The organism is Prauserella flavalba, assembly GCF_003202235.1.
GTDB classification, from domain to species: Bacteria; Actinomycetota; Actinomycetes; order Mycobacteriales; family Pseudonocardiaceae; genus Prauserella_A; species Prauserella_A flavalba.
The window spans coordinates 134,211-154,849 of record NZ_MASU01000001.1 but is presented as its reverse complement, the minus strand read 5'-3'; the positions used below and the strand labels follow the sequence as shown (position 1 = coordinate 154,849).

Genomic DNA, 20,639 nt, shown 5'->3' with positions numbered 1-20,639 from the left:
CGGATTCACGGTGCGTCGGCATCGTGAAGTCCATGAGCGAAACGCGGTGGACACCCGGCAGGGCGGACCTGGACCTCCTGTGGGCCTCGGCCGTCGAGGTCGCGGGCGGCCGGATGCTCGGCTGGCGCACCACGCACCTCGACATGCAGCCCTCGGGCGCCACGACGGTCGCGGCGCATGTGGACGTCGAGTGGGCCGACGGCGGGCAGAGCACCGAGACTCTCGGCGCCACCGACTCCAGGCACGCGTCGGCGGCCCTGCGGATGTCCGACGGCGTGCGCGAGATCGGCGTCTGGCGCTTCCCTCACGACCCCGCGCTGCCGGGCCTGGCCGCCGCGTGCGACGCGAAGCGGATGGGCTCGCTCGTCGAGCGGCTCGGTCTCGGTGACGGCCAGGTGAGCCTGCGCGTGCGGGCCTACCGCCCGTGCCGCCGGGCGGTGGTGGAGGTGCGGACCGGGCGGACGAGCCTGTTCGTGAAGGTGCTGCGGCCGCACAAGGTCGAAGACCTGCACCGGCTCCATCGCGCGGCGGAGGGCACGCGCGTGCCGCAGAGCCTCGGCTGGACCGGCGACGGGCTGCTCGTGCTCGCGGGCCTTCCGGGGCGTTCGCTGCGGCAGCTGCTGCTGAGCGGGGAGACCGTGAAGCTCGACCCCGCGCGGATCGTCGACGTCCTCCACTCGCTGCCCGCCGCGCTCGCCGAGCGCCCCGCCCGCCCAGGCTGGGGCGAGCAGGCCGGGCACTACGCCGACGTGGTGGCCGCGGTGCTGCCCGAGGCGGGTCCCTCGGCGCGCGCGATCGCCGACGCGGTGGTGCCCTCCGGGGAACCGCCCGTCGCCGTGCACGGCGACTTCTACGAGAGCCAGCTGCTCGTGCGCGACGGCGAGATCAGCGGGCTGCTCGACATCGACACGGCTGGGGCGGGCGACCGCTACGACGACCCCGCCTGCCTGCTCGGGCACCTCGCCGTGCTCGCTCAGGTGCGACCGGACCGCGCCGCGGTGATCGAGGCGTTCGCCTCGGACTGCCTGCGTGAGTTCGGCAGGCACCTGGACACCGACCTCCTGCGTACCCGGGTCGCCGCGGTGGTGCTGTCGCTGGCCACCGGCTCCCACCGGGTGCAGGAACCGAACTGGCGCACCGAGGTCGCGCGGCGGCTCGACCTCGCCCGGCGCTGGCTGACCGGCGGGCACCTGCTCGCCGCGTGAGAAACCGAAGGTAACGAGGAAAGGACAACGATCATGGCTGAGAACAGGCGTCCCTGGTTCGTGGTGGCGGCCACCGCGACGGTGCTCGGGGTGGGCGGTCTGGTGGCCGTGGGCACCGCGTCTGCCGACGTGGAGCTCAACGACCAGCAGGTGCCCGCGCAGGTGCAGCTCGTCGACCACGCCCAGCAGCAGGCGGGTGACGACTCGCCAGAGTCGGCCGACTCGCCTGCCGCCTCCGCCGTCGACTCGCCCGCCGACCGCGACACCAACACCGCCAACACGGCCAACACCCCCAACACGGCGGACACGGCAAACACCGCGAACACGCCGAAGACCCCAGCGACGCCCGCCACGCCCGACACGGCCGCCACGCCGACGCCGAACAGCGCGGACACCGCCAACTGAGCCGGGCATCCGGTTAGAATCGCGCATTCTTCTCAAAAGGGATGGCCGCCGTGACAGACGTGACCAGCAGAGATCTCGCCGCGCTCGCTCCCGTGCGGCTGCATCGGGTGTGGTGGGCGCTCCTCGGCGTCTCGGTGGTGCTCAACGTGGCGAGCATGGCGGTACCCGCGTTGATCCACCACCCGCTCACCAGGGACCGCGGCGAGATCCAGCTCTACCTCGACGTCTTCGTGGAGGGGAACCTGCCGACGTGGTGGAGCGTGGGCCTGCTGGTGGTGGCGGCCGTCCTGTACGGGGTGACCGCGGCGCTCGCGCGTGGAACCGCGAGGGCCGAGTCGTGGGGCTGGTGGTGCGGCGCGGCACTGCTGGCCGCCCTCTCCCTCGACGACCACACGCAACTGCACGAACGGCTCGACCGCATCGGGCGGCAGCTGGTGACGTTCGACGGTTTCCCGTTCTACTGGCTGCTGCCCGGTCTGGTGGCCGGCCTGTTCGTGGCGGCGGCGCTGTTGCTGCTGGCGAGCAGGCTGCGGGGCAGGCCGAGGTGGTTCGTCGTGGCGGGCTGCGCGCTGCTGCTCGGTTCGGCGCTCGGCATGGAACTGGTGCAGGGCCTGCTGATCGCGGGCGGCGAGAGCGGGCCGGTCTACGTGCTGACCTACCACGCCGAGGAGCTGGGCGAGAACGTCGGCGTGCTGCTGCTGATGGCCGCTGCCGGGCTGTCGCTGTCGATCGGCCGTCGCGACGGCGGCTTCTCGCTGGCCTACCGGCAGAGCCGGTAGCGCGCCGCCTTACCCTCGGCGGCATGGTCGAGTTCGCACACTTCCCCGGCCCCTCGCGGCGCGCCGACGTGGCGCCGTTCCACGTCATGGAGGTGCTCTCCGCGGCACAGGCGCGGCAGCGCAGCCACGGCGACGTGATCGCACTGTGCGCGGGCCAGCCCACGGCGGGCGCGCCGAAGCCCGTGCTCGCCGCGGCCGAGAAGGCGCTGCGCGACGGCGACCTCGGCTACACCGTGCAGCTCGGCATCCCCGAGCTGCGCGAGGCCATCGCCGGGCACTACGAGCGCACGTACTCGCTGGACGTCAGCCCACAGGACGTCATCGTCACCACCGGCTCCTCCGGCGGGTTCCTGCTGTCGTTCCTCTCGGCGTTCGAGGCGGGCGACCGCGTGGCGATGGCGCGGCCCGGCTATCCCGCCTACCGCAACCTGCTCTCGGCGCTCGGCTGCGAGGTCGTGGAGTTCACCACCGACGAGCACACGCGGTTCCAGCCCACCACCGAGCTGCTCGACGAGCTGGGCCCGATCAAGGGGCTCGTGGTCGCGAGCCCCAGCAACCCCACCGGCACCGTCCTGGCACCCGGTGAGCTGGCCGCGATCGCGGGCTGGTGCTCGTCGCGGGGTGTGCAGCTGATCAGCGACGAGATCTACCACGGCATCTCGTACGAGACCGAGCTCGGCTGCGCGTGGCAGACGTCGGGTGAGGCGCTGGTGCTCGGCTCGTTCTCGAAGTACTTCGCGATGACGGGCTGGCGGCTCGGCTGGATGCTGGTGCCGCAGCGGCTGCACCGCGCGGTCGACGTGCTGACCGGCAACTTCAACATCTGCCCGCCCGCGCTCGCCCAGCAGGCGGCGGTCGCCGCGTTCACGCCGGAGTCGTACGCGGAGCTGGACGGGCACGTCGCGCACTACCGGTCCAACCGCGACCTGCTGCTGGACGGCCTGCGCGAGCTCGGTTTCGAGCGCGTGGCGCCCGTCGACGGCGCCTTCTACGCGTACGTGGACGTGTCGGCGCACACCGCCGACAGCCTCAGCTGGTGCCAGCGGCTGCTCGCCGACACCGGCGTCGCCATCACGCCCGGCATCGACTTCGACCCGGTGGACGGCGGCCGGTACGTCCGTTTCTCCTTCGCCGGAGCCGAGGCCGACGTCGCGGAGGGCGTCCGCCGCCTCGGCACCTGGCTCTGACCCGCCCGCAGTGAAGGCCACCTTCACTGCGTTGAACGCAGGCATGGTGGCCTTCACTGCAGTGGGCCGCGTAAGGGGAACCCGGAGTTTTCCCTGAACGTTGGCCTTGCGGAGGGTCATCCGGGCCGATGGCATGCCAACCTGGGATGGACCGGATGGCTACTCGACAGTGCAGCGGAGGAAGGTCATGTTCTGGAAGATCGTCGGGGGTCTGCTCCTCGTCTGGGTCGCGTTCATGGTGATCGGCTCCGTGGTGGGCTTCCTCGTAGAGGCGGCGTTCTGGATCGTCCTCATCGGAGGTGCCGCGTTCCTCGGCACCGCTGCGTACAGCGCGATCAAGGGCGGCGGCAAGAAGAAGCAGATCCGGCCCTGAGCCAAGCCCGCCCATGTCGATCGTCATCGGGGTGCTCTCGCTCCTGCTGACGGCGGCGTTCCTCAGCGCGGGCGGAGCCCGGCTCGCCGGGGTCGAGCCGCTGCGGTCCTACGCCGGGCACCTCGGGTTGTCCACGCAGGTCAACCGCACGATCGGCGCGCTGGAGCTGGCCGCGGCGGCGGGACTCATCGTGGGCTTCTGGTTCCGCCCCGCCGCGCTCGTGGCGTCCATCGGTCTCGTCGTGCTGATGGTCGGCACGGTACTGCGGCACCTCCGCGCGAAGGACCCTCCCGCCGTCGCGGCCCCCGCCGCCAGCCTCGGCGTGCTCGCGGTCGCCAACGCCGTCCTCCTCGGCCTCGCCTGACCTGCCCCCAAGGCCACCTTTGTTGCGTTCAACGCAACAAAGGTGGCCTTGGGGGGCGGTCAAGTTACGCGGGCAGCTCGGCGGGGATGCCCTGCCAGAGCTGGGCCTGGAGGCCCGCGGCGCGGGCTCCGTCCACGTTCACCTGCCGGTCTCGAAGAACAGGCAGTCGCCCGGCTTCGCGTCCAGCCGCGACACCAGCAGCTCGAAGATCTCCGCGTCCGGTTTCGCCAGCCCCACGTCGCCGGAGAACATCAGCTCCCGGAAGTGCCGCGTCCACGGCTGGCGCTCGGCGAACCGCGCGAACGACACCGGCGCGTTCGACAGCAGGGCCAGCGCCGCGCCCGCCTCCGCGAGCGACTCCACCAGCTCCAGCGTCGCGGGCGAGACCTGCGCCCAGCCCTCGATGTCCAGCTCCGTCAGCTCGGCCGACAGCGGCTCGCTGACGCCGACGCCCACCGCGTCGCCGACCGTGCACCAGAACTCCAGGTCGCTTGCGCCCCGGTCGTAGGCGTCGCGCCCGGCCCAGTACGCGGGCTCGAACTCGGCGAGCGGCACACCCAGGCGTTCGGCCAGCGTGGGCAACGCCGTCGTCCTGGTGCAGATCACCTCGCCATAGTCGAACACCAGCCAGCGGCGCGTCACTTGCCGCTCGCCTTGATCCGGTCCAGCGCCTCGGCCACGTCGTCGGCGGAGACGTCACGGTGCAGCACGAACCGCACCTTGCCCGCCATCGGCAGCGTGAGGATCCCCAGCGAGCGCAGCGACTCGAGCGTGAGCCGCACGTCGGGCACGGCCGCCAGCACGATGTTGGTCTGCGGCTCGGACACGTCCCAGCCGAGGTCCCGCAAGCCGTCCGCGAGCGCCCTGGCGTTGGCGTGGTCCCGTGTCAGGTCGCCGACCCGGTCCAATGCGACCAGGCACGCCGCCGCCAGCACGCCGCCCTGGCGGACGCCGCCGCCGAGCATCTGCCGCATCCGCCGCGCCCGCTCGACGAACTCCTCGCTGCCCGCGACCACGGAGCCGACCGGGGCGCCGAGGCCCTTGCTGAAGCACGCCGACACCGTGTCGACGCCCACCGTCAGCGCCGCGGGCGGCAGACCGAGCGCGGCCGCGGCGTTCCACAGCCTCGCCCCGTCGAGGTGCACGAGCAGGCCCTCGTCCCGCGCGGTGGAGACCAGCAGCGCGTGCTCGTCGGGCGGCGTGATCGCCCCGCCCGCGGCGTTGTGCGTGTTCTCCAGGCACAGCAACGTCGTGCGCAGCGCGTAGTACGGCCCGCCGCGGGTGCCGGCCGCGACGCGCACCGCCCTCGGCGTCGGCCTGCCGGGGCCCGCGTCGTGCTCGAGCACGTCGGGCATCCCGCCCGCCAGCCACGCCGCGGAGCCGAGCTCGTTGGTCAGGACGTGCGCGTTGCGGGTCGCCAGAAACCGGTCGCCCCTGCCGAGGTGCACCGACAGGGCGATGAGGTTGGCCATCGTGCCGCTCGGGGTCCACAGCGCGGCGTCCATGCCGAGCGTCTCGGCCGCCCGCCGCTCCAGCTCGCGGACCGTGGGATCGACGTCAATGACGTTGTCGCCGACCTCCGCTCTCGCCATCGCCACTCGCATCTGCTCATCGGGCCGGGTGATCGTGTCCGATCGGAAGTCGAGGAGAGTGGGTGTCGCTTCGGAGGTCACAGTCCGATCACATCACATCGTTAGTTGATCTCACAACAAGGTCTCTTCCGAGGGAAAAATCCGGCCGGACGTGCAACCGTGGACGCCTGCACTTCCGTCTCTGCCATCGACAACACAACGGACCGGAGAGCCATCCGCGTGGACCACCGCGACGAGCAGGAGTTCGCGGAGTACTTCGCCGCCAAGCGGGACTCCGTGCGCCGCACCGCGTACATGCTCTGTGGCGACTGGCATCGCGCGGACGACCTCGCGCAGACGGCCTTTGTCGCGCTGCACCGGCGGTGGCGCAAGATCCGCGACCGGGCGGCGACCGACGCGTACGTGCGCAAGACGCTGGTCAGGGCCGCCATCGACGAGTCGCGCAGGCCGTGGCGCAGGGAGCGGCAGTCCGACGAGCTGCCCGAGCCGCCACCGGCGGGCGAGCCGCTCGCCGAGCGCGTCGCGACGAGGGAGGACCTGCTCGCCGGTCTGCGGAGGGTGCCGCCACGGCAACGTGCGGTGCTGGTGCTGCGCTACCTGGAGGGCCTCGACGTCAGCGGCGTCGCGCAGGCGCTCGGGTGCAGCGAGGGCAACGTCAAGAGCCAGACCGCGCGCGGGCTCGCGAACCTGCGGGACGTACTCGGCGAGGAGGTGGAGACGCATGGATGAGCGGGAGCTGAAGGAACTGTTCCGGGAGGCGGCGGGCGAGGCCCCTCCGCCCACGTTCAGCGCGTCCGACGTCGCCGCCGAGTCCCGCCGCGTCACCCGGCGCCGCCGCAACACGATCGCCGGGGTCGCCTGCGCGGTCGTACTGCTGGGAGGCGGCGCGGGCGCGGTGGGTGTATTGCTGGGTGGCGGGAACGCATCGGACACGACCGCGGCGTCGGCTCCCGCCCAGGAGGGTGCCGGCGAGCAACCGGGAGCGGACTCCGGACGTCCTCCCAGCGCACAGGTCTTCCCGAACACCGTGCCGAAGCAGGGCGGAGCGGTGGAAGGGGAGAGCACCCTCGGGTGCGACACAGTCGACCGGGAGCTCGCCACCGCCCTCGCTGGCGAGCTCCCGGCCGGCGCCGACGCCGTCGCTGGGGGCGGCGATTGCCCCGACGGCCCCCACTCGGCGACTTACTCGGTCGAGGGCGGGACGATCACCGCTGTGTTCGCGCCGCGGGGTCTCGCGTTCCAGTTGCCCGAGCAGCCGGAAGGCGCCGAGCTCGAACAGCGCCCGACCGCGAGCGGGGGCACCGTGTACGTGCTCGCCACCCCCGATTCCGCCTCGCGCGCCGCCCCGCTCGACGGCGAGCTCGGCCGCATCGCCGACGCGCTGGCGCGTCGCTTCTGACCAGGGCCGGGATGGCACACTTGCTCGCCATGACGTCCGAGAGCAGCAGCACCGCGAGCACGCCGAAGGGCGAGCGGCGGCGCGCCGCGCTCGTCAGTGCCGCCGCCGAGCTGCTGACCGAGGGCGGGTTCGAGGCCATCCGGCACCGGGCCGTCGCCGACAGGGCCCGGCTGCCGCTCGCGTCGACCACCTACTACTTCGACTCGCTCGACGACCTGATCGCCGCCGCGATGGAGCACTACGGCCGCTCCGAGCTGGCCAGGGGCCGGGAGCAGCTCGCTCGGCTGAGCACCGAGCACCGTGGCGTGGACACCCTCGTCGAGCTGGTGCTCGACCAGCTGCTCGGCGAGGACCCCGACTACGAGGCCGTGCTGCTGCGCTACGAGCGGCTCGTCGCGACCGGCCGCAGGCCCTACCTTCGCCCGCTCATGCGCACACTCGCCGGCGAGCTGCGGGAGCTGCTCACCGAGATCTTCGTGAAGTCGGGGGTGCCGATCGACCCGGAGCGGCTGGAACAGCTGGTCGCGCTGGTCGACGGCGCCGTCGTGAACGCGCTGATCGAGGTGAACCCGGACCCGAGGGCCGCGGCCGCGAGGATGCTCCGCAACGCGTTGAGCTGAGGATGCAACCCCTTCCCGCCCGGGTGATGAGTAACGGGCGAGAGGGGGACATGAACGACATCCTGGAGGCTCGGTTCCGCGAGTTCGCCGTTGCGCATGCGCCGGGGCTGCGCAGTCGGCGTACCTGCTGTGCGGGACTGGCATCTCGCGGCGACTACGCCCGCAAGGTGTTGCGCAGGGTGTGGCTCGACGAGCGACGCAAGCCGTGGCGGCGGTGGCGGCGCTCGCCGTGGCCGAGGGAACGCGCACCGCGGTGACCGCCCACCACTACCGCGCCGACGGCACCAACGACGACCCGACGGCCGCCACCGGGCGCGTGCCAGAAGTTCCTGCCAGGGCCATCGGCCTCGGCGGCCCAGCTCACGGCGCTCGCCACCGACCCGGCGCTGCACCTGTGACCTGGGCCGCCGGTTAGCCTGGCTGCGTGACGGACAAGCCCAGCATCCCCAACGTTCTCGCCGGTCGCTACGCCTCTCCCGAGCTGGTGGCGCTGTGGTCGCCGGACAACAAGGTGCGGTTGGAGCGCGAGCTGTGGCTGGCCGTGCTCAAGGCGCAGGCCGAGCTCGGCGTCGAGGTGCCCGACGGCGTCGTCGCCGACTACGAGCGGGTGCTGGAGCGGGTGGACCTGCCTTCCATCGCCGCGCGCGAGCGGGTCACCAGGCACGACGTGAAGGCGAGGATCGAGGAGTTCAACGCCCTCGCTGGGCACGAGCACGTGCACAAGGGCATGACCTCGCGTGACCTCACCGAGAACGTCGAGCAGCTGCAGCTGCGGCGCTCGCTGGAGCTCGTCAGGGCACGGACCGTGGCCGTGCTGACGAGGCTCGCCGGGCTCGCCGCCGACCACTCGGCGCTGGTCATGGCCGGGCGTTCGCACAACGTCGCCGCGCAGGCCACCACGCTGGGCAAGCGGTTCGCCACCGCCGCCGACGAGCTGCTCGTGGCCTTCGAGCGGCTCGACGAGCTGATCGCCCGCTACCCGCTGCGCGGCATCAAGGGCCCGGTCGGCACCGCGCAGGACATGCTGGACCTGCTCGGCGACGAGGCGAAGCTCGCCGAGCTGGAGTCGCGCGTCGCGGCGCACCTCGGCTTCTCGCGGGCGTTCACGAGCGTCGGGCAGGTCTATCCGCGCTCGCTCGACTTCGACGTGCTCTCCGCGCTGGTGCAGGTGGCGGCGGCGCCGTCGAGCCTGGCGAAGACCATCCGGCTCATGGCGGGGCACGAGCTGGTCACCGAGGGCTTCCAGCCCGGCCAGGTCGGCTCGTCGGCCATGCCGCACAAGATGAACACGCGTTCGTGCGAGCGGGTCAACGGGCTGGCCGTGGTGCTGCGCGGATACCTCTCGATGATCGGCGAGCTGGCCGGTGACCAGTGGAACGAGGGCGACGTCTCCGACTCGGTGGTGCGCAGGGTCGCGCTGCCGGACGCGTTCTTCGCGCTCGACGGGCTGCTGGAGACGTTCCTCACGGTGCTCGGCGAGTTCGGCGCCTTCCCCGCGGTGGTCGACCGCGAGCTCGCCCGCTACCTGCCGTTCCTGGCGACCACGAAGGTGCTCATGGCGGCGGTGCGGGCCGGGGTCGGCAGGGAGACCGCGCACGAGGCGATCAAGGAGAACGCCGTGGCCGTCGCGCTCGCGATGCGCGAGGGCCAGGCCGGGAACGACCTGCTCGACCGGCTCGCCGCCGACGAGCGCATCCCGCTCGACCGTTCCGCGCTCGACGCGCTGCTGGCCGACCGGCTCTCGTTCACCGGGACGGCGGGCGCCCAGGTGGAGGCGATCGTCGGCCGGGTGGAGGAGATCGCGAAGCGGTTCCCGGAGGCCGCCGACTACCGGCCACAGCCCATCCTGTGATCTGGGAAACGATGGACCACATCGTGGGCGTCTGTCAGGATCGAGGTCATGGGCAGGCGATCGATCGCGCTGATTCAGCGCAGGCACGTCGATCTGGTGCGCGTCGATTCCGCGCTCTGCCGGCTCCGCTGACACCCGTCCCTGCCCCTGCCGTGGCAGCGTCCAGCGCGCCCGGCCGCACGCGAAGCTGAGGTCAGCATGCTCGCCCTTGTGGTGTTCGGAGTCGCCGGATTCCTGGCTCAACTGGTGTCCGGCATGCTCGGCATGGGATACGGCATGACGTCCACGACGGCGCTCGTCGCGTTCGGCACCGCACCCGCGGTCGCGTCGGCCTCTGCCCACTTCGCCCAGGTCGGCACGTCGCTCGCCTCTGGCGTCTCGCACTGGAAGTTCCGCAACATCGACTGGCGGACGGTCGGCATCCTCGCCGTGCCGGGTGCGATCGGTGCAGCGGTCGGCGCGTTCGTGCTGGTGTCGCTGTCCACGGACTTCGCGAGCGCGTGGATCAGCACGATCCTCTTCGTGCTGGGCCTCTACGTGCTGGTCCGGTTCGCGTTCCTCAAGCTCGGCAAGCTCATCACCGACAAGCGACCCGGCGCGAAGTTCCTCGCTCCCCTTGGGCTGGTCGCCGGCTTCATCGACTCCACCGGCGGGGGCGGCTGGGGCCCGGTCGCCACCACGACGCTGCTCTCCAGCGGCAGGCTCGAACCGCGCAAGGTCGTCGGGTCGGTCGGCGCCGCCGAGTTCGCCGTGACCGTGTCGGCGTGCGTGGCCTTCCTCATCGCCCTCTCCCACGAGGAGATGAACTGGGTGGTGGTCGGCGGGCTGCTGGTCGGCGGTGTGATCGCCGCGCCGCTGGGCGCGTGGCTCGCCCACCACCTGCCGCCGAGGGTGCTCGGCACCGCGGCGGGCGGGCTGATCATCCTCACCAACGGCTGGCTGCTGCTCTCCACGCTCGGCGCCTCGCGCACCGCGATCGTCGTCGTCTACGTCGGCCTGGTCGCGCTGATCGTCGCCGCGCTGGTCAACGCCGTGCGGTCGATGCGCGAGGAGAAGCGCATCAACGCGCTGGCAGGCGAGGACGACATCCGCGAGACCGCCAACCGCTGAGCCGCTCTTGGTGGCGGCTTCACCCGCAGCTCACCTCGCCGCCAACGGGCCGTCATGCCCGTCCTGCCTAATGAGGTGCGTGGACGCAACCCTTCTGGTGTCGCTGTCCGGTGCCGGACCCCGGACTCTGCACCGCTGTGCCGAGCTGGCCGAGCAACTGGACGCGCGCGGGGTCGCCCTTTCCATGCTGTTCACCCCGAGCGCCGAGGACGGGTCTCCCCGGGTCGCCGAGTGGATGCGGCAGCGCGTCCGCCAGGGCGACGCCGTGCTGCTGCACGGCTACGACCACAGGATCAGGGCCGAGTTCGCGTCGCTGCCCGCGCACGAGGCACGGCTGCGGCTGATCGCGGCCGGGGCGGCGCTGGACAGGGCCGGGCTGCGGGCCAGTGCCTTCGCCCCGCCGCGCTGGCGGGTGTCGCGCGGCACGCTGGAGGCGCTGCGCAACCACGGCTTCCGCGTGTGCGCCGACCTCTCGACCGTGCGCGACCTGACGACCGGCGAGGTGGCCCGCGCGCGGGTGCAGGGCTTCGGCAGCCAGCACCAGCGCACCGAGACCGTGCGCTGCTTCGCGCTGGTGCTGAGCGCGGCCAGGGCGGCCAGGCGCGGCGGGCTGGTGCGGCTCGGCGTCGACGCGAGGGACCTGCGCAGGCCGGGCAGGCGGCAGGCGTTCCTCGACGCCGTGGATGTGGCGCTGGAGAACGGTGCGGCGAGCCGCACCTACGTCACAGCGTTGCCTGCTCGGCTCGCGGCAGCACCCTGACCTCGGTCCCGTCCGGCGCGAGGTTGGTGAACAGGCCGTAGTGCATGGCCGGGTTGGCGAGCACGGCCTCGTGGATCGGCACGGCCAGCCGCGGTGCGACGGCCCGCAGGTAGTCCACGGCCTCGCCCGCCTTCAGCCACGGCGCGCCGGTCGGCAGGCCGAGCACGTCGATCTTCTGCTCGGGCACGAAGAACGAGTCGCCGGGGTGGTAGAAGGCGCCGTGGTCGACGATGAAGCCGACGTTCGGGATCACCGGGATGTCGGCGTGGATCGTCGCGTGCTGGCCGCCGACCACGTTCACCGCCGCGCCGCCGAGCTCGAAGGCGTCGCCGGGCTGCGCCGTGGTGGACGGCAGGCCGAGCTTCTCGACCGTCTCCCGCGAGCCGGGGTCGGTGATCAGCTTCGCGTCCGGGTTGGCCTCCAGCACCGCGGGCAGCTTCTCGGTGTCGATGTGGTCGAAGTGCTGGTGCGTGATCAGCACGGCGTCCAGCTCCCGCTCGTTCTCGAAGCCGGAGGAGAAGGCGCCGGGGTCGATGAGGATTCGGGCGCTGTCGGTCTCCAGCAGCACGCAGGCGTGTCCGAAGTGGACGATTCGCATGGTTCTCCCTCCGCTCGGGTCACACCCTACGCCCGAGAGTATTTGGCACATTGCCAGTAAGGGGCGTCCGTCGTACGCTGTGGCCATGACCACAGCGCAGGCAGTCGAAACGTTCGACTCGCTCAACCCGGCAACGGACGAGGTACTGGGGACGTACCCGGTGCACACCGCCGAGCAGGTCGAGGCGGCGGTCGCGAAGGCGCGGAACGCCGCCCTTTGGTGGAACATGCTCGGCTTCTCCGGTCGCGCCGAGCGACTCGCCAGGTGGCGCGGCAGCATGGCGCGCAGGATGGGCGAGCTGTGCGACGTGGTCAGCAAGGAGACCGGCAAGCCCGAGGGCGACGCGCAGCTGGAGACCGTGCTCGCGATCGAGCATCTCGCGTGGGCGGCCAGGAACGCGCGCAAGGTGCTCGGCTCGCAGCGCCGCGCACCCGGCCTGCTGCTGTCCAACCAGGCGGCGACCGTCGAGTACCACCCGCTCGGCGTGGTCGGCGTGATCGGCCCGTGGAACTACCCGGTCTACACGCCCCTCGGCTCCATCAGCTACGCGCTTGCGGCGGGCAACGCGGTGGTGTTCAAGCCCAGCGAGTACACGCCCGGCGTGGGCAAGTGGCTCGTCGACACGTTCGCCGAGGCCGTGCCGGAATACCCGGTACTGCAACTCGTCACCGGCTTCGGCGCGACCGGAGCCGCACTCGCGCGCTCCGGCGTCGACAAGATCGCCTTCACCGGCTCCGCGGCCACCGGCAAGAAGGTGATGGCCGCCGCCGCCGAGACGCTCACCCCGGTCGTGATCGAGGCCGGCGGCAAGGACCCGCTGATCGTCGACGCCGACGCCGACCTCGAGGCCGCCGCCGACGCGACCGTATGGGGCGCGTTCTCCAACGCGGGCCAGACGTGCGCCGGGGTCGAGCGCGTCTACGTCCACGAGCAGGTCTACGACGACTTCGTGGCCAAGGTGGTCGACAAGGCGAAGAAGGTCGACGCGGGCAAGCACTACGGCCCGATGACCATGCCCTCCCAGCTCGACGTTGTGCGCAGGCACATCGCCGACGCGCTCGCGCGCGGAGGGCGGGCGCTCGTCGGCGGCAAGAACGCCGTCGGCGACCGCTTCGTGAAGCCGACCGTGCTCGTGGACGTGCCCGAGGACTCCGCCGCCGTGCGCGAGGAGACCTTCGGCCCCACGGTGACCATCGCCAAGGTCCGCGACATGGACGAGGCCGTCGACAAGGCCAACGACTCGGTCTACGGCCTCGGCTCCACGGTGTTCTCCAAGCGCCGCGGCCTGGAGCTGGCCCGGCGGCTGCGCACGGGACAGACGGCGATCAACGCGCCGCTGTCGTTCGCGGGCATCGCGTCGCTGCCCTTCGGCGGGCTCGGCGACTCCGGCTTCGGGCGCATCCACGGCCCCGAGGGCCTTCGCGAGTTCGCTCGGCCCAAGGCGATCGCGCGCCAGCGCTTCACCGCGCCGATCGCGCTCACGACGTTCGCCCGCTCCGCCAAGACCGAGGCGTTGGTGGGCAAGCTGATCGGCAGGCTGCACGGCAGGCGCTGACGGGTCACGCGGCGGTGTCCACCAGCGTGCCGTCGCGCCGCACGAGGCCGGCGTAGCGCCCGTCCTCGGCCAGCAACTCGTCGTGCGTCCCCTGCTCGACGACGCGGCCGCCGTCGAGCACCACGATCTGGTCGGCGTCGCGGATGGTCGAGAGCCGGTGGGCGATCGTGATCGTCGTGCGGCCGGCCGACAACGCGGTGATGGCCTCCTGCACGGCCAGCTCGGTCTGGGTGTCGAGCGCGCTGGTGGCCTCGTCGAGCACGAGGATCGGCGGGTCACGCAGGATCGTGCGCGCGATCGCGAGCCGCTGTTTCTCGCCGCCGGAGAACCGGTAGCCGCGCTCGCCGACGAGGGTGTCGTAGCCGTCCGGCAGCGCCGCGATGTGGTCGTGGATCTGCGCCGCCCTCGCCGCCTCGTACAGCTCCTCGTCGGTCGCGTCCGGTTTGGCGAAGCGGAGGTTGTCCGCGACGGACGCGTGCAGCAGGTAGGTCTCCTGCGACACCACGCCCACCGCGCCGGCGAGCGTCTCGAAGCTCAGCTCCCGCACGTCGACGCCGTCGATCGTCACGCTGCCCTCGGTGACGTCGTAGAGCCGGGGAACCAGGTAGCTCAGCGTCGTCTTGCCCGAGCCCGTCTCACCGACCACCGCGAGGCTGCCGCCGGGCGGTACGGCGAGGTCGATACCGGAGAGCGTCGGGTGCGTCCCGTCGTAGGAGAACCCGGCGTCGTGGAACGCGACCTCGCCGCGCACCTCGCCGAGCGCGACCGGGCTCTTCGGCTCGGCGATGTCGACGGGCAGGTCGAGGTACTCGAAGATCCGCTGGAACAGCGCGAGCGAGCTCTGCAGCTCCACGCCCGTCTGCAGCAGCGACATGGTGGGCCGGAAGAGCGTCTGCTGGAGGGTCACGAAGGCGACGAGCGTGCCCAGCGACGCCATCGGCGCACCGAACGCGGTGCTCAGCCCAGCCGCCCAGTAGAGCAGTGCGGGCAGCGCCGCCATCACGATCTGGATGGTCGACATCCGCCAGCGGCCCGCCATGCTCGACTCGACCTCGAGCCGGGCGAGCCGCCGCGACTCGTCGGCGAATTCGTCGGTCAGTGACGCCGAACGGCCCATCGTGCGGCCGAGCAGGATGCCGCTCACCGACAGCGACTCCTGCACGCTCGACGACATCGCGGCGAGCTGCTGCTGTCTGCGCGTGGTGATCTTCTTGCGCTCGGAGCCGACGCGGCGGCTGATCCCGATGAACGCGGGCATGAGCGCGAGCGAGAACACCGTGAGCCGCCAGTCGAGTGCGAGCATCGCGACCACGGTGGCCACGACGGTCGTGACGTTGGAGACCAGCGAGGTGGCGGTGGAGGTGACCGTCGACTGCATGCCGCCGATGTCGTTGGCGATGCGGGACTGGACCTCGCCGGTGCGGGTTCGCGTGAAGAACGCCAGCGACATGCGCTGCAGCCGGGCGTAGACCTCCGAGCGCAGGCCGTGCATGACCTGCTGGCCGACCGTCGTGGAGAGGTAGGTCTGCAGCACGTTGAACACGCTCGTGGCCACGGCGACGCCGAGCATGCCCGCCACGAGCAGGGTCAGCAGGCCGGTGCGCTGCTGCGGGATGGCGACGTCGAGCACCTCGCGCAGCAGGAACGGCGACGCCACGGACACGAGCGACGAGAGCCCCACGAGCAGGCCGACGACGGCGAGCCTGCCCCGGTACGGCCGGAACAGGCGCAGGATCCGGCGCACTGGCACGCGTGCTTCCTCGGTAGACGGCATATAGCGAGCATAGCTCTTAATTACCTAGGTTCACAGTTACCGCGACTCTGTTACCCTGGGCACGTGCATGTGGACGACGGCGAGAACCGCCTCGGTGAGCTGCTGCTGCGCCTGGCCAAGCGGGCGAGGGTGCGGCAGGTGGGACGTCTCGCGCCGCTGGGGCTGACCCCGGCGCAGGCCAGGGCGCTCGGCGCGATCGGGCGGTTCGAGCGGCCGCCTCGCATGGCCGAGCTGGCCGAGCTGCTGGGCGTCGTGCCCCGCGCGGTCACCCCGATCGTCGACGCGCTTGAGGAGGCCGGGCTGGTCACCCGCCAGGTCGATCCCGGCAACCGCCGCGCGACCCTGCTCGTGCTCACCGGCTCGGGCAAACGCATGCGCACGCGGCTCCACCAGGCCAGGGCCGGCGCCGCCGAGGACCTCTTCGCGTGCCTCACCGAGGCCCAGCAGGCCACGCTCCAGGCGCTGCTGGAGAAGGTCGAGGAGCAGACGCGGGACGAACACGGACCACGACACCACGGCCGTTCGCGCGAATCGCTGCCCACCGGCGAAGCTCCCGTGCTATGAACGACGCGGCGCGCGTCCGTGTCGCCCAGCAGGCGGGGGGAGCCCGATGAACCAGCCGAATCCCGGGTGGTACCAGCAGCAGCCATACCAGCAGCAACAGCCGTATCCGCAGCAGCCGTACGGCTACCCCCAGCAGCCTCCGCCCGGCTACGGCTACCCGCCCGGTTACGGCCCCCAGCGGCCGAGCACCGCGATGGCATATGTGGCGGCAGCGTTCTGCGTCCCCGCGATCGCGTTCACCTACATCGTCGCCGCGCTCTCGTGGAGCGGGCCGAGCGCGGACAACGTCGACGCGCTCGTCGCGACCCTCGGCGTGGCCTTCTCCGACGACATCACCGGCAACGTCGACTTCGCGATCTCGTTCAGCATCAGCTTCGCTTCGACGATGGCCTTGTTCGCCGTGCTGCTGTGCTTCCGGCTCGGCTTCGTGCGCTGGATAATCGCTGTGCTCACCGGCATCGCCGTGGTGTACTACATCTACGCGATCATCGACCTGCTCAGCAACGACGGCGGCGACTACGTCGGCATGCCGATCGTGGCGCTGCTGCTGTGGGTGATCCCGCTCGTCGGCGCCGTGCTGCCTGTGACGGGCCGGGCCATGCGCGGCGCGCGGCAGGGGCCGCCGGTCGCGCACGGTCACTGGCACTGACGGGCACTGGGCCAAACCGGCGAATCGGGCTTAGATACGCAACGTCGGGGAATAGTTGTACGTCCTACGTATGTACAACCCAGGTGAAATGGCGGTATGTCGGCACGGGGCCGAGGGGTGTCGGGGGCCTCTCGGCCCCTGAGCTACGCTGAATGGGCATCGACCTGCGAAAATCTAGGAGCAGCCTGTCGTGGCCCGAGTAGTCGTCGACGTCATGCCCAAACCCGAGATCCTCGACCCGCAAGGCCAGGCGGTGGCCGGAGCGCTGCCGCGCCTCGGCTTCCAGGGCGTCACCGAGGTTCGCCAGGGTAAGCACTTCGAGCTGGAGGTCGACGACTCCGTCGACGACGAGACCCTCGCGAAGATCGCGGAGGGCTTTCTCGCCAACCCGGTGATCGAGGACTGGACCGTGCGGAGGGTGGAGGCGTGAGCCCCCGCATCGGCGTCATCACCTTCCCCGGCACCCTCGACGACGTCGACGCCGCCCGCGCGGTGCGCTACGCCGACGCGGAGGCCGTGTCGCTGTGGCACGCAGACGCCGACCTCAAGGGTGTCGACGCGGTGATCGTGCCGGGCGGGTTCTCCTACGGCGACTACCTGCGCTGTGGCGCCATCGCCCGGTTCGCGCCGGTGATGACGTCGGTCGTGGAGGCCGCCGCGAAGGGCATGCCGGTGCTGGGCATCTGCAACGGCTTCCAGATCCTGTGCGAGGCCGGCCTGCTGCCGGGGGCGCTCGTGCGCAACGAGAAGCTCCACTTCGTGTGCCGCGACCAGTGGCTGCGCGTGGAGAACAACGCGACGGCGTGGAGCACCAGGTACGACCAGGGCGCCGAGGTGCTCATCCCGCTCAAGTCCGGCGAGGGTGGGTACATGGCGAGCCAGGAGACCCTCGACCGGCTGGAGGGTGAGGGCCGCGTGGTGTTCCGCTACGTCGGCGGCAACCCCAACGGCTCCCGCAACGACATCGCGGGCATCGCGAGCGAGAACGGCCGCGTCGTCGGTCTCATGCCGCACCCGGAGCATGCGATCGACGCGCTCACCGGCCCGTCCGACGACGGCCTCGGCGTCTTCTTCTCCGCCCTCGACGCACTGAAGCCCCTGGCGACCACGGCCTGACCAACTGCCCCAAGCTGCAGTGAAGGCCACCATCACTGCGTTCAACGCAGTGATGGTGGCCTTCACTGCAGTCGGTCACACTCCCAGGAGTGCGGGGATGTTCGCCACGCTGGGCAGCAGGTGGGTGTGGCGGACGCGGCCAAGGTCGGCGGCGGTGTAGCCGCCCGTCAACACGCCCACCACGTACGCCGCGCCCGCGTTGGTGCCCGCTTCGAGGTCGCGGGCGGTGTCGCCCGCGACGAGCACCTTGCGCACGTCCCGCACCCCGGTGCGCTCCATCGCCCGGAAGATCATGTACGGCGCCGGGCGGCCCGCGGGCACGTCGTCAACGCACACCACCGCGTCGATCACCGTCTCGTCCCAGCCCACCGTCTTGAGCAGTGCGTCCACCACCTCGCGGTCGAACCCCGTCGTCAACGCCACCTTCGCCCCGGCCGCGCGCAGCGAGGCGATCGCCTCGGGCACGCCGGGCAGCGGCACGGGCGGCGTCGCCGCGTAGGCGGCGGTGAGCCGCGCGCGGAAGTCGGCGAGACCCGCATCCACCACGTCCGCCGAGGGCACGCGGCCGGTGGACTCGGTGAGCATCGCGGTGATGGCCTCCCGCTTGTCGGCGCCCATCCAGCGCTGGATGTCGTCCTTCGACGGCGCTCCGCCCGCCGCCACCACGGCCTCTTCGAGCGCGACGTACACGGTGTTGCGCTCCTCGACGGTGGTGCCGGCGATGTCGAAGACGGCGAGTTCGATCACGAGGCTGACCTCCAGTTCCTGGCGAACGCGGGCTGCGCGCGCTGTGAGTTCTCGATGGCGAAGCTGACCAGGTCGGGCCGGTAGCGGTCGTCGGAGTACTCGACGGGCCTGCCGTCGAGTCCGGTGGCCCTGCGCCGCTCCCGCAGCAGGGGCGAGCCGACGTCGATGCCGAGCAACTCGCTGTCGGTGGCGTCCGCGGCGACCGCGTCCATCAGGTGCCGGGCGTTGCTCATGTCGACGCCCTGTTCGCCGAGGTAGGCGTAGATGGAGCCGGAGTCGCAGTCGTAGTCGTACAGCAGCCGCCCGACGGGTTCGACGAACGTGGTGCGCTCGATCATCGTCGGCGTCTCGTCGATGAACCGCAGGCGCAGCACCTGCACCACCGGGTCGCCCTCGTCGAGGTCCAGCTCGTCGGCGAGTTCGGCCGTGGCGGGCCTGCGCGCGACCTCCAGCGTCCGCTGCCCCGGCGTGCGCCCCAGCCCGTGAACCCAGCGCGAGAACGACAGGAACGTCTCGAACGGCTGGCTCAGCGCCTGCCTGCGCACCACGGGCGGTTTGCCCCTGCCGCCGCCGATCATGCCCTCGGCGCGTAGCGCCGTCAGCGCCTGCCGCACCGGGCCGCGCGAGGCGTTCCACTGCGTGCACAGCTGCGACTCGGAGGGCACCGCGGCTCCCACCGGGAGCTCGCCGGAGGAGATGCGGCGACGCAGGTCGGCGGCGATCTGCTCGTGCAGGGGGACATCCACGAGACTTGACTATACAGCTGAAGTCAACCGTTAAGCGCAGATGAACAGGCATGAACGTTCTTCCTGGTCGTGTTGACTAAGGCTGGATCGATGGCCGAGCTTTCTTGTCATGACAAGTTTGGCTCGCTCGCTCGACTCCGCCGACGTCGTCGTGATCGGGGCTGGGATCGTCGGCCTCGCGCACGCCTACGCGGCCGCGGAACGCGGGCTCTCGGTGGTGGTGCTCGAACGCGACGAGTGGGCGACCGGCGCGTCGGTGCGCAACTTCGGGCACGGCTGCGTGACCGCGCAGGACGGCCCAGCGCTCGGTTACGCGCTCTCCGCCCGCGAGCACTGGCTGCGCCTGGCCAAGGACGCCGGGTTCTGGCTCGGCGAGAGCGGCACGGTGGTGGTCGCCCGCGCCGACGACGAGTGCGCGGTGCTGAGCGAGTTCGCCGAGCTCCGGGGCGGGCAGGTGCGGCTGCTCGACGCGGCGGGCGTGGCGAGCCGGGTTCCGGTCGGCGAGGACGTGGTCGGGGGCGCCGTGCTGCCGTTGGACCTCCGCGTCGACCCGCGCGAGGCCGTGCACGCGATCGCGCGGCTGCTCGCCGAGCGGGGTGTGCGCTTCCACTGGGGCACCACCGCCCACGTCGTCGAGCCCGGAGAGGTTGCCACGAGCAGGGGCCGCGTGCGGGCGGGACACGTCGTGGTCGCCGTCGGGCACGACATCGACCGGCACTTCCCCGAACTGGCGCAGCGCAAGGCGGTCCAGCGCTGCTCGCTGCGGATGCTGCGGGTGGCCGACCCGCACGGCCGCGAGATCGAGCACGCGGTGCTCACCGGGCTCTCGATGCTGCGCTACGCCGGGTTCGAGGCGTGCCCGAGCCTCGCCGACGTCCGCGCGCGCTTCGAGGCCGAGCAGCCCGACCTGCTCGCCATCGGCATGAACCTCATGCTCACGCAGCTGCCCGGTGGTGACCTGACCATCGGTGACACCCACAGCTACCAGCGGACCGTCAACCCGTACCGGCGTGAGGAGCTCGACGAGCGGGTGCTCGCCGAGACGGCGCGCCTGCTCGGCGTCGGCGCCCTGACCGTGCGCGAGCGCTGGCGCGGCGTGTACGCCTCGGCGCCAGAGCCCTTCCTCGTCGAGACCCCGGCCGAGGGTGTGCGCGTCGTCGCGGTCACCTCCGGCATCGGCATGACCACGGCACTCGGGCTCGCGCCCACGGTGCTGGACGACCTCGTTTCCTGATCCCCCAAGG

The 20,639-nt window shown here is 71.6% G+C and carries 24 protein-coding genes and 1 pseudogene; 19 read left to right on the top strand and 6 right to left on the bottom strand.

Annotation, left to right across the window (positions count from 1 at the left end; all coding sequences use genetic code 11):
- The first annotated feature begins 32 nt into the window (after positions 1–32).
- The 6 genes from BA062_RS00815 to BA062_RS00790 all read left to right on the top strand — a co-directional run bounded on the left by BA062_RS00815 (position 33) and on the right by BA062_RS00790 (position 4,313).
- The gene (locus BA062_RS00815; protein ID WP_110334067.1) at positions 33–1,205 is read left to right on the top strand and encodes an aminoglycoside phosphotransferase family protein; all 1,173 of its coding nucleotides are present in this window, start codon (positions 33–35) and stop codon (positions 1,203–1,205) included.
- Between the two features lie 33 nt (positions 1,206–1,238).
- Positions 1,239–1,610 (top strand): hypothetical protein, encoded by a 372-nt coding sequence (locus BA062_RS00810; RefSeq protein WP_110334066.1) that lies wholly within the window; start codon positions 1,239–1,241, stop codon positions 1,608–1,610.
- Positions 1,611–1,651: 41 nt separating this feature from the next.
- The gene (locus BA062_RS00805) at positions 1,652–2,389 is read left to right on the top strand and encodes a hypothetical protein (RefSeq protein WP_391360691.1); all 738 of its coding nucleotides are present in this window, start codon (positions 1,652–1,654) and stop codon (positions 2,387–2,389) included.
- A 23-nt stretch (positions 2,390–2,412) separates the two neighbouring features.
- The gene (locus tag BA062_RS00800; protein ID WP_110334065.1) at positions 2,413–3,576 is read left to right on the top strand and encodes a pyridoxal phosphate-dependent aminotransferase; all 1,164 of its coding nucleotides are present in this window, start codon (positions 2,413–2,415) and stop codon (positions 3,574–3,576) included.
- A 187-nt stretch (positions 3,577–3,763) separates the two neighbouring features.
- Positions 3,764–3,949: a hypothetical protein gene (locus tag BA062_RS00795; protein ID WP_110334064.1), complete on the top strand. Its 186-nt coding sequence runs from the start codon at positions 3,764–3,766 to the stop codon at positions 3,947–3,949.
- A gap of 13 nt (positions 3,950–3,962) precedes the next feature.
- The gene (locus BA062_RS00790; protein ID WP_110334063.1) at positions 3,963–4,313 is read left to right on the top strand and encodes a DoxX family protein; all 351 of its coding nucleotides are present in this window, start codon (positions 3,963–3,965) and stop codon (positions 4,311–4,313) included.
- A 64-nt stretch (positions 4,314–4,377) separates the two neighbouring features.
- On the opposite strand, the pseudogene BA062_RS00785 reads toward BA062_RS00790, so the two are convergent.
- Positions 4,378–4,955, bottom strand: a pseudogene (locus BA062_RS00785) (HAD-IA family hydrolase).
- Entirely contained in the window at positions 4,952–5,986 is a 1,035-nt protein-coding gene (locus BA062_RS00780; protein ID WP_110334062.1) for a threonine aldolase family protein, read from the bottom strand. Before BA062_RS00780 ends, BA062_RS00785 begins: the two are co-directional and overlap by 4 nt.
- Positions 5,987–6,124: 138 nt before the next feature.
- Here BA062_RS00780 and BA062_RS00775 point away from each other — a divergent pair, with 138 nt between their 5' ends.
- From BA062_RS00775 to BA062_RS00745, 7 genes are all read left to right on the top strand, one after another.
- Positions 6,125–6,634 (top strand): SigE family RNA polymerase sigma factor, encoded by a 510-nt coding sequence (locus tag BA062_RS00775; protein ID WP_110334061.1) that lies wholly within the window; start codon positions 6,125–6,127, stop codon positions 6,632–6,634.
- Positions 6,627–7,304: a hypothetical protein gene (locus tag BA062_RS00770; RefSeq protein ID WP_110334060.1), complete on the top strand. Its 678-nt coding sequence runs from the start codon at positions 6,627–6,629 to the stop codon at positions 7,302–7,304. The genes BA062_RS00775 and BA062_RS00770 overlap by 8 nt, the downstream gene beginning before the upstream one ends.
- Positions 7,305–7,333: 29 nt before the next feature.
- The gene (locus BA062_RS00765) at positions 7,334–7,924 is read left to right on the top strand and encodes a TetR/AcrR family transcriptional regulator (protein WP_210406722.1); all 591 of its coding nucleotides are present in this window, start codon (positions 7,334–7,336) and stop codon (positions 7,922–7,924) included.
- A 50-nt stretch (positions 7,925–7,974) separates the two neighbouring features.
- Positions 7,975–8,181, top strand: a complete 207-nt coding sequence (locus BA062_RS39465; RefSeq protein ID WP_146239982.1) for a hypothetical protein — start codon at positions 7,975–7,977, stop codon at positions 8,179–8,181.
- A 167-nt stretch (positions 8,182–8,348) separates the two neighbouring features.
- Positions 8,349–9,776, top strand: a complete 1,428-nt coding sequence (gene purB / locus BA062_RS00755; RefSeq protein WP_110334057.1) for an adenylosuccinate lyase — start codon at positions 8,349–8,351, stop codon at positions 9,774–9,776.
- A 198-nt stretch (positions 9,777–9,974) separates the two neighbouring features.
- Positions 9,975–10,886, top strand: a complete 912-nt coding sequence (locus BA062_RS00750) for a sulfite exporter TauE/SafE family protein (protein WP_110334056.1) — start codon at positions 9,975–9,977, stop codon at positions 10,884–10,886.
- Positions 10,887–10,956: 70 nt separating this feature from the next.
- A complete protein-coding gene (locus BA062_RS00745; RefSeq protein ID WP_110334055.1) occupies positions 10,957–11,646 on the top strand; it encodes a DUF2334 domain-containing protein in 690 nt (229 codons plus the stop codon).
- On the opposite strand, the gene BA062_RS00740 is transcribed toward BA062_RS00745, so the two are convergent.
- Positions 11,609–12,244, bottom strand: coding sequence for an MBL fold metallo-hydrolase (locus BA062_RS00740; RefSeq protein WP_110334054.1), 636 nt, complete (start codon positions 12,242–12,244; stop codon positions 11,609–11,611). The genes BA062_RS00745 and BA062_RS00740 overlap by 38 nt on opposite strands.
- Before the next feature lie 85 nt (positions 12,245–12,329).
- On the opposite strand from BA062_RS00740, the gene BA062_RS00735 reads away from it, so the two are divergent.
- Positions 12,330–13,799 (top strand): aldehyde dehydrogenase family protein, encoded by a 1,470-nt coding sequence (locus BA062_RS00735; RefSeq protein ID WP_110334053.1) that lies wholly within the window; start codon positions 12,330–12,332, stop codon positions 13,797–13,799.
- Positions 13,800–13,803: 4 nt separating this feature from the next.
- On the opposite strand, the gene BA062_RS00730 is transcribed toward BA062_RS00735, so the two are convergent.
- Positions 13,804–15,549: an ABC transporter ATP-binding protein gene (locus tag BA062_RS00730; protein ID WP_281271598.1), complete on the bottom strand. Its 1,746-nt coding sequence runs from the start codon at positions 15,547–15,549 to the stop codon at positions 13,804–13,806.
- Positions 15,550–15,636: 87 nt separating this feature from the next.
- Here BA062_RS00730 and BA062_RS00725 point away from each other — a divergent pair, with 87 nt between their 5' ends.
- The 4 genes from BA062_RS00725 to purQ all read left to right on the top strand — a co-directional run bounded on the left by BA062_RS00725 (position 15,637) and on the right by purQ (position 17,902).
- Positions 15,637–16,137 carry a MarR family winged helix-turn-helix transcriptional regulator gene (locus BA062_RS00725; RefSeq protein WP_245959616.1) on the top strand — a complete coding sequence of 167 codons (501 nt, stop codon included), beginning with the start codon at positions 15,637–15,639 and terminating at the stop codon, positions 16,135–16,137.
- A 46-nt stretch (positions 16,138–16,183) separates the two neighbouring features.
- A complete protein-coding gene (locus tag BA062_RS00720) occupies positions 16,184–16,786 on the top strand; it encodes a hypothetical protein (protein ID WP_110334050.1) in 603 nt (200 codons plus the stop codon).
- Between the two features lie 190 nt (positions 16,787–16,976).
- Positions 16,977–17,216, top strand: a complete 240-nt coding sequence (purS, locus tag BA062_RS00715) for a phosphoribosylformylglycinamidine synthase subunit PurS (RefSeq protein WP_110334049.1) — start codon at positions 16,977–16,979, stop codon at positions 17,214–17,216.
- A complete protein-coding gene (purQ, locus tag BA062_RS00710) occupies positions 17,213–17,902 on the top strand; it encodes a phosphoribosylformylglycinamidine synthase subunit PurQ (protein WP_110334048.1) in 690 nt (229 codons plus the stop codon). The genes purS and purQ overlap by 4 nt, the downstream gene beginning before the upstream one ends.
- 75 nt (positions 17,903–17,977) lie before the next feature.
- Here the strand turns inward: purQ and BA062_RS40175 are convergent, their stop codons facing one another.
- Positions 17,978–18,649 carry a phosphonatase-like hydrolase gene (locus BA062_RS40175; RefSeq protein ID WP_210406721.1) on the bottom strand — a complete coding sequence of 224 codons (672 nt, stop codon included), beginning with the start codon at positions 18,647–18,649 and terminating at the stop codon, positions 17,978–17,980.
- On the bottom strand, positions 18,646–19,395 hold the full coding sequence (locus BA062_RS40170; protein ID WP_210406720.1) for a GntR family transcriptional regulator: 750 nt from the start codon (positions 19,393–19,395) through the stop codon (positions 18,646–18,648). The genes BA062_RS40175 and BA062_RS40170 overlap by 4 nt, the downstream gene beginning before the upstream one ends.
- A 109-nt stretch (positions 19,396–19,504) precedes the next feature.
- Between BA062_RS40170 and BA062_RS00700 the strand changes: the two genes are divergently transcribed.
- On the top strand, positions 19,505–20,629 hold the full coding sequence (locus BA062_RS00700; protein ID WP_110334047.1) for a TIGR03364 family FAD-dependent oxidoreductase: 1,125 nt from the start codon (positions 19,505–19,507) through the stop codon (positions 20,627–20,629).
- Positions 20,630–20,639: the final 10 nt, after the last annotated feature.

Bases quoted from the DNA above. Each gene is read 5' to 3' on its own strand.
- BA062_RS00770 (WP_110334060.1), top strand. From the start codon at position 6,627: ATGGATGAGCGGGAGCTGAAGGAACTGTTCCGGGAGGCGGCGGGCGAG.
- BA062_RS00735 (WP_110334053.1), top strand. From the start codon at position 12,330: ATGACCACAGCGCAGGCAGTCGAAACGTTCGACTCGCTCAACCCGGCA.
- BA062_RS00765 (WP_210406722.1), top strand. From the start codon at position 7,334: ATGACGTCCGAGAGCAGCAGCACCGCGAGCACGCCGAAGGGCGAGCGG.
- BA062_RS00790 (WP_110334063.1), top strand. From the start codon at position 3,963: ATGTCGATCGTCATCGGGGTGCTCTCGCTCCTGCTGACGGCGGCGTTC.
- BA062_RS39465 (WP_146239982.1), top strand. From the start codon at position 7,975: ATGAACGACATCCTGGAGGCTCGGTTCCGCGAGTTCGCCGTTGCGCAT.
- BA062_RS00745 (WP_110334055.1), top strand. From the start codon at position 10,957: ATGAGGTGCGTGGACGCAACCCTTCTGGTGTCGCTGTCCGGTGCCGGA.
- BA062_RS00750 (WP_110334056.1), top strand. From the start codon at position 9,975: ATGCTCGCCCTTGTGGTGTTCGGAGTCGCCGGATTCCTGGCTCAACTG.
- BA062_RS00815 (WP_110334067.1), top strand. From the start codon at position 33: ATGAGCGAAACGCGGTGGACACCCGGCAGGGCGGACCTGGACCTCCTG.
- BA062_RS00740 (WP_110334054.1), bottom strand. From the start codon at position 12,244: ATGCGAATCGTCCACTTCGGACACGCCTGCGTGCTGCTGGAGACCGAC.
- BA062_RS00700 (WP_110334047.1), top strand. From the start codon at position 19,505: ATGACAAGTTTGGCTCGCTCGCTCGACTCCGCCGACGTCGTCGTGATC.
- BA062_RS00720 (WP_110334050.1), top strand. From the start codon at position 16,184: ATGAACCAGCCGAATCCCGGGTGGTACCAGCAGCAGCCATACCAGCAG.
- BA062_RS00795 (WP_110334064.1), top strand. From the start codon at position 3,764: ATGTTCTGGAAGATCGTCGGGGGTCTGCTCCTCGTCTGGGTCGCGTTC.
- BA062_RS00800 (WP_110334065.1), top strand. From the start codon at position 2,413: ATGGTCGAGTTCGCACACTTCCCCGGCCCCTCGCGGCGCGCCGACGTG.
- BA062_RS00805 (WP_391360691.1), top strand. From the start codon at position 1,652: ATGGCCGCCGTGACAGACGTGACCAGCAGAGATCTCGCCGCGCTCGCT.
- BA062_RS00810 (WP_110334066.1), top strand. From the start codon at position 1,239: ATGGCTGAGAACAGGCGTCCCTGGTTCGTGGTGGCGGCCACCGCGACG.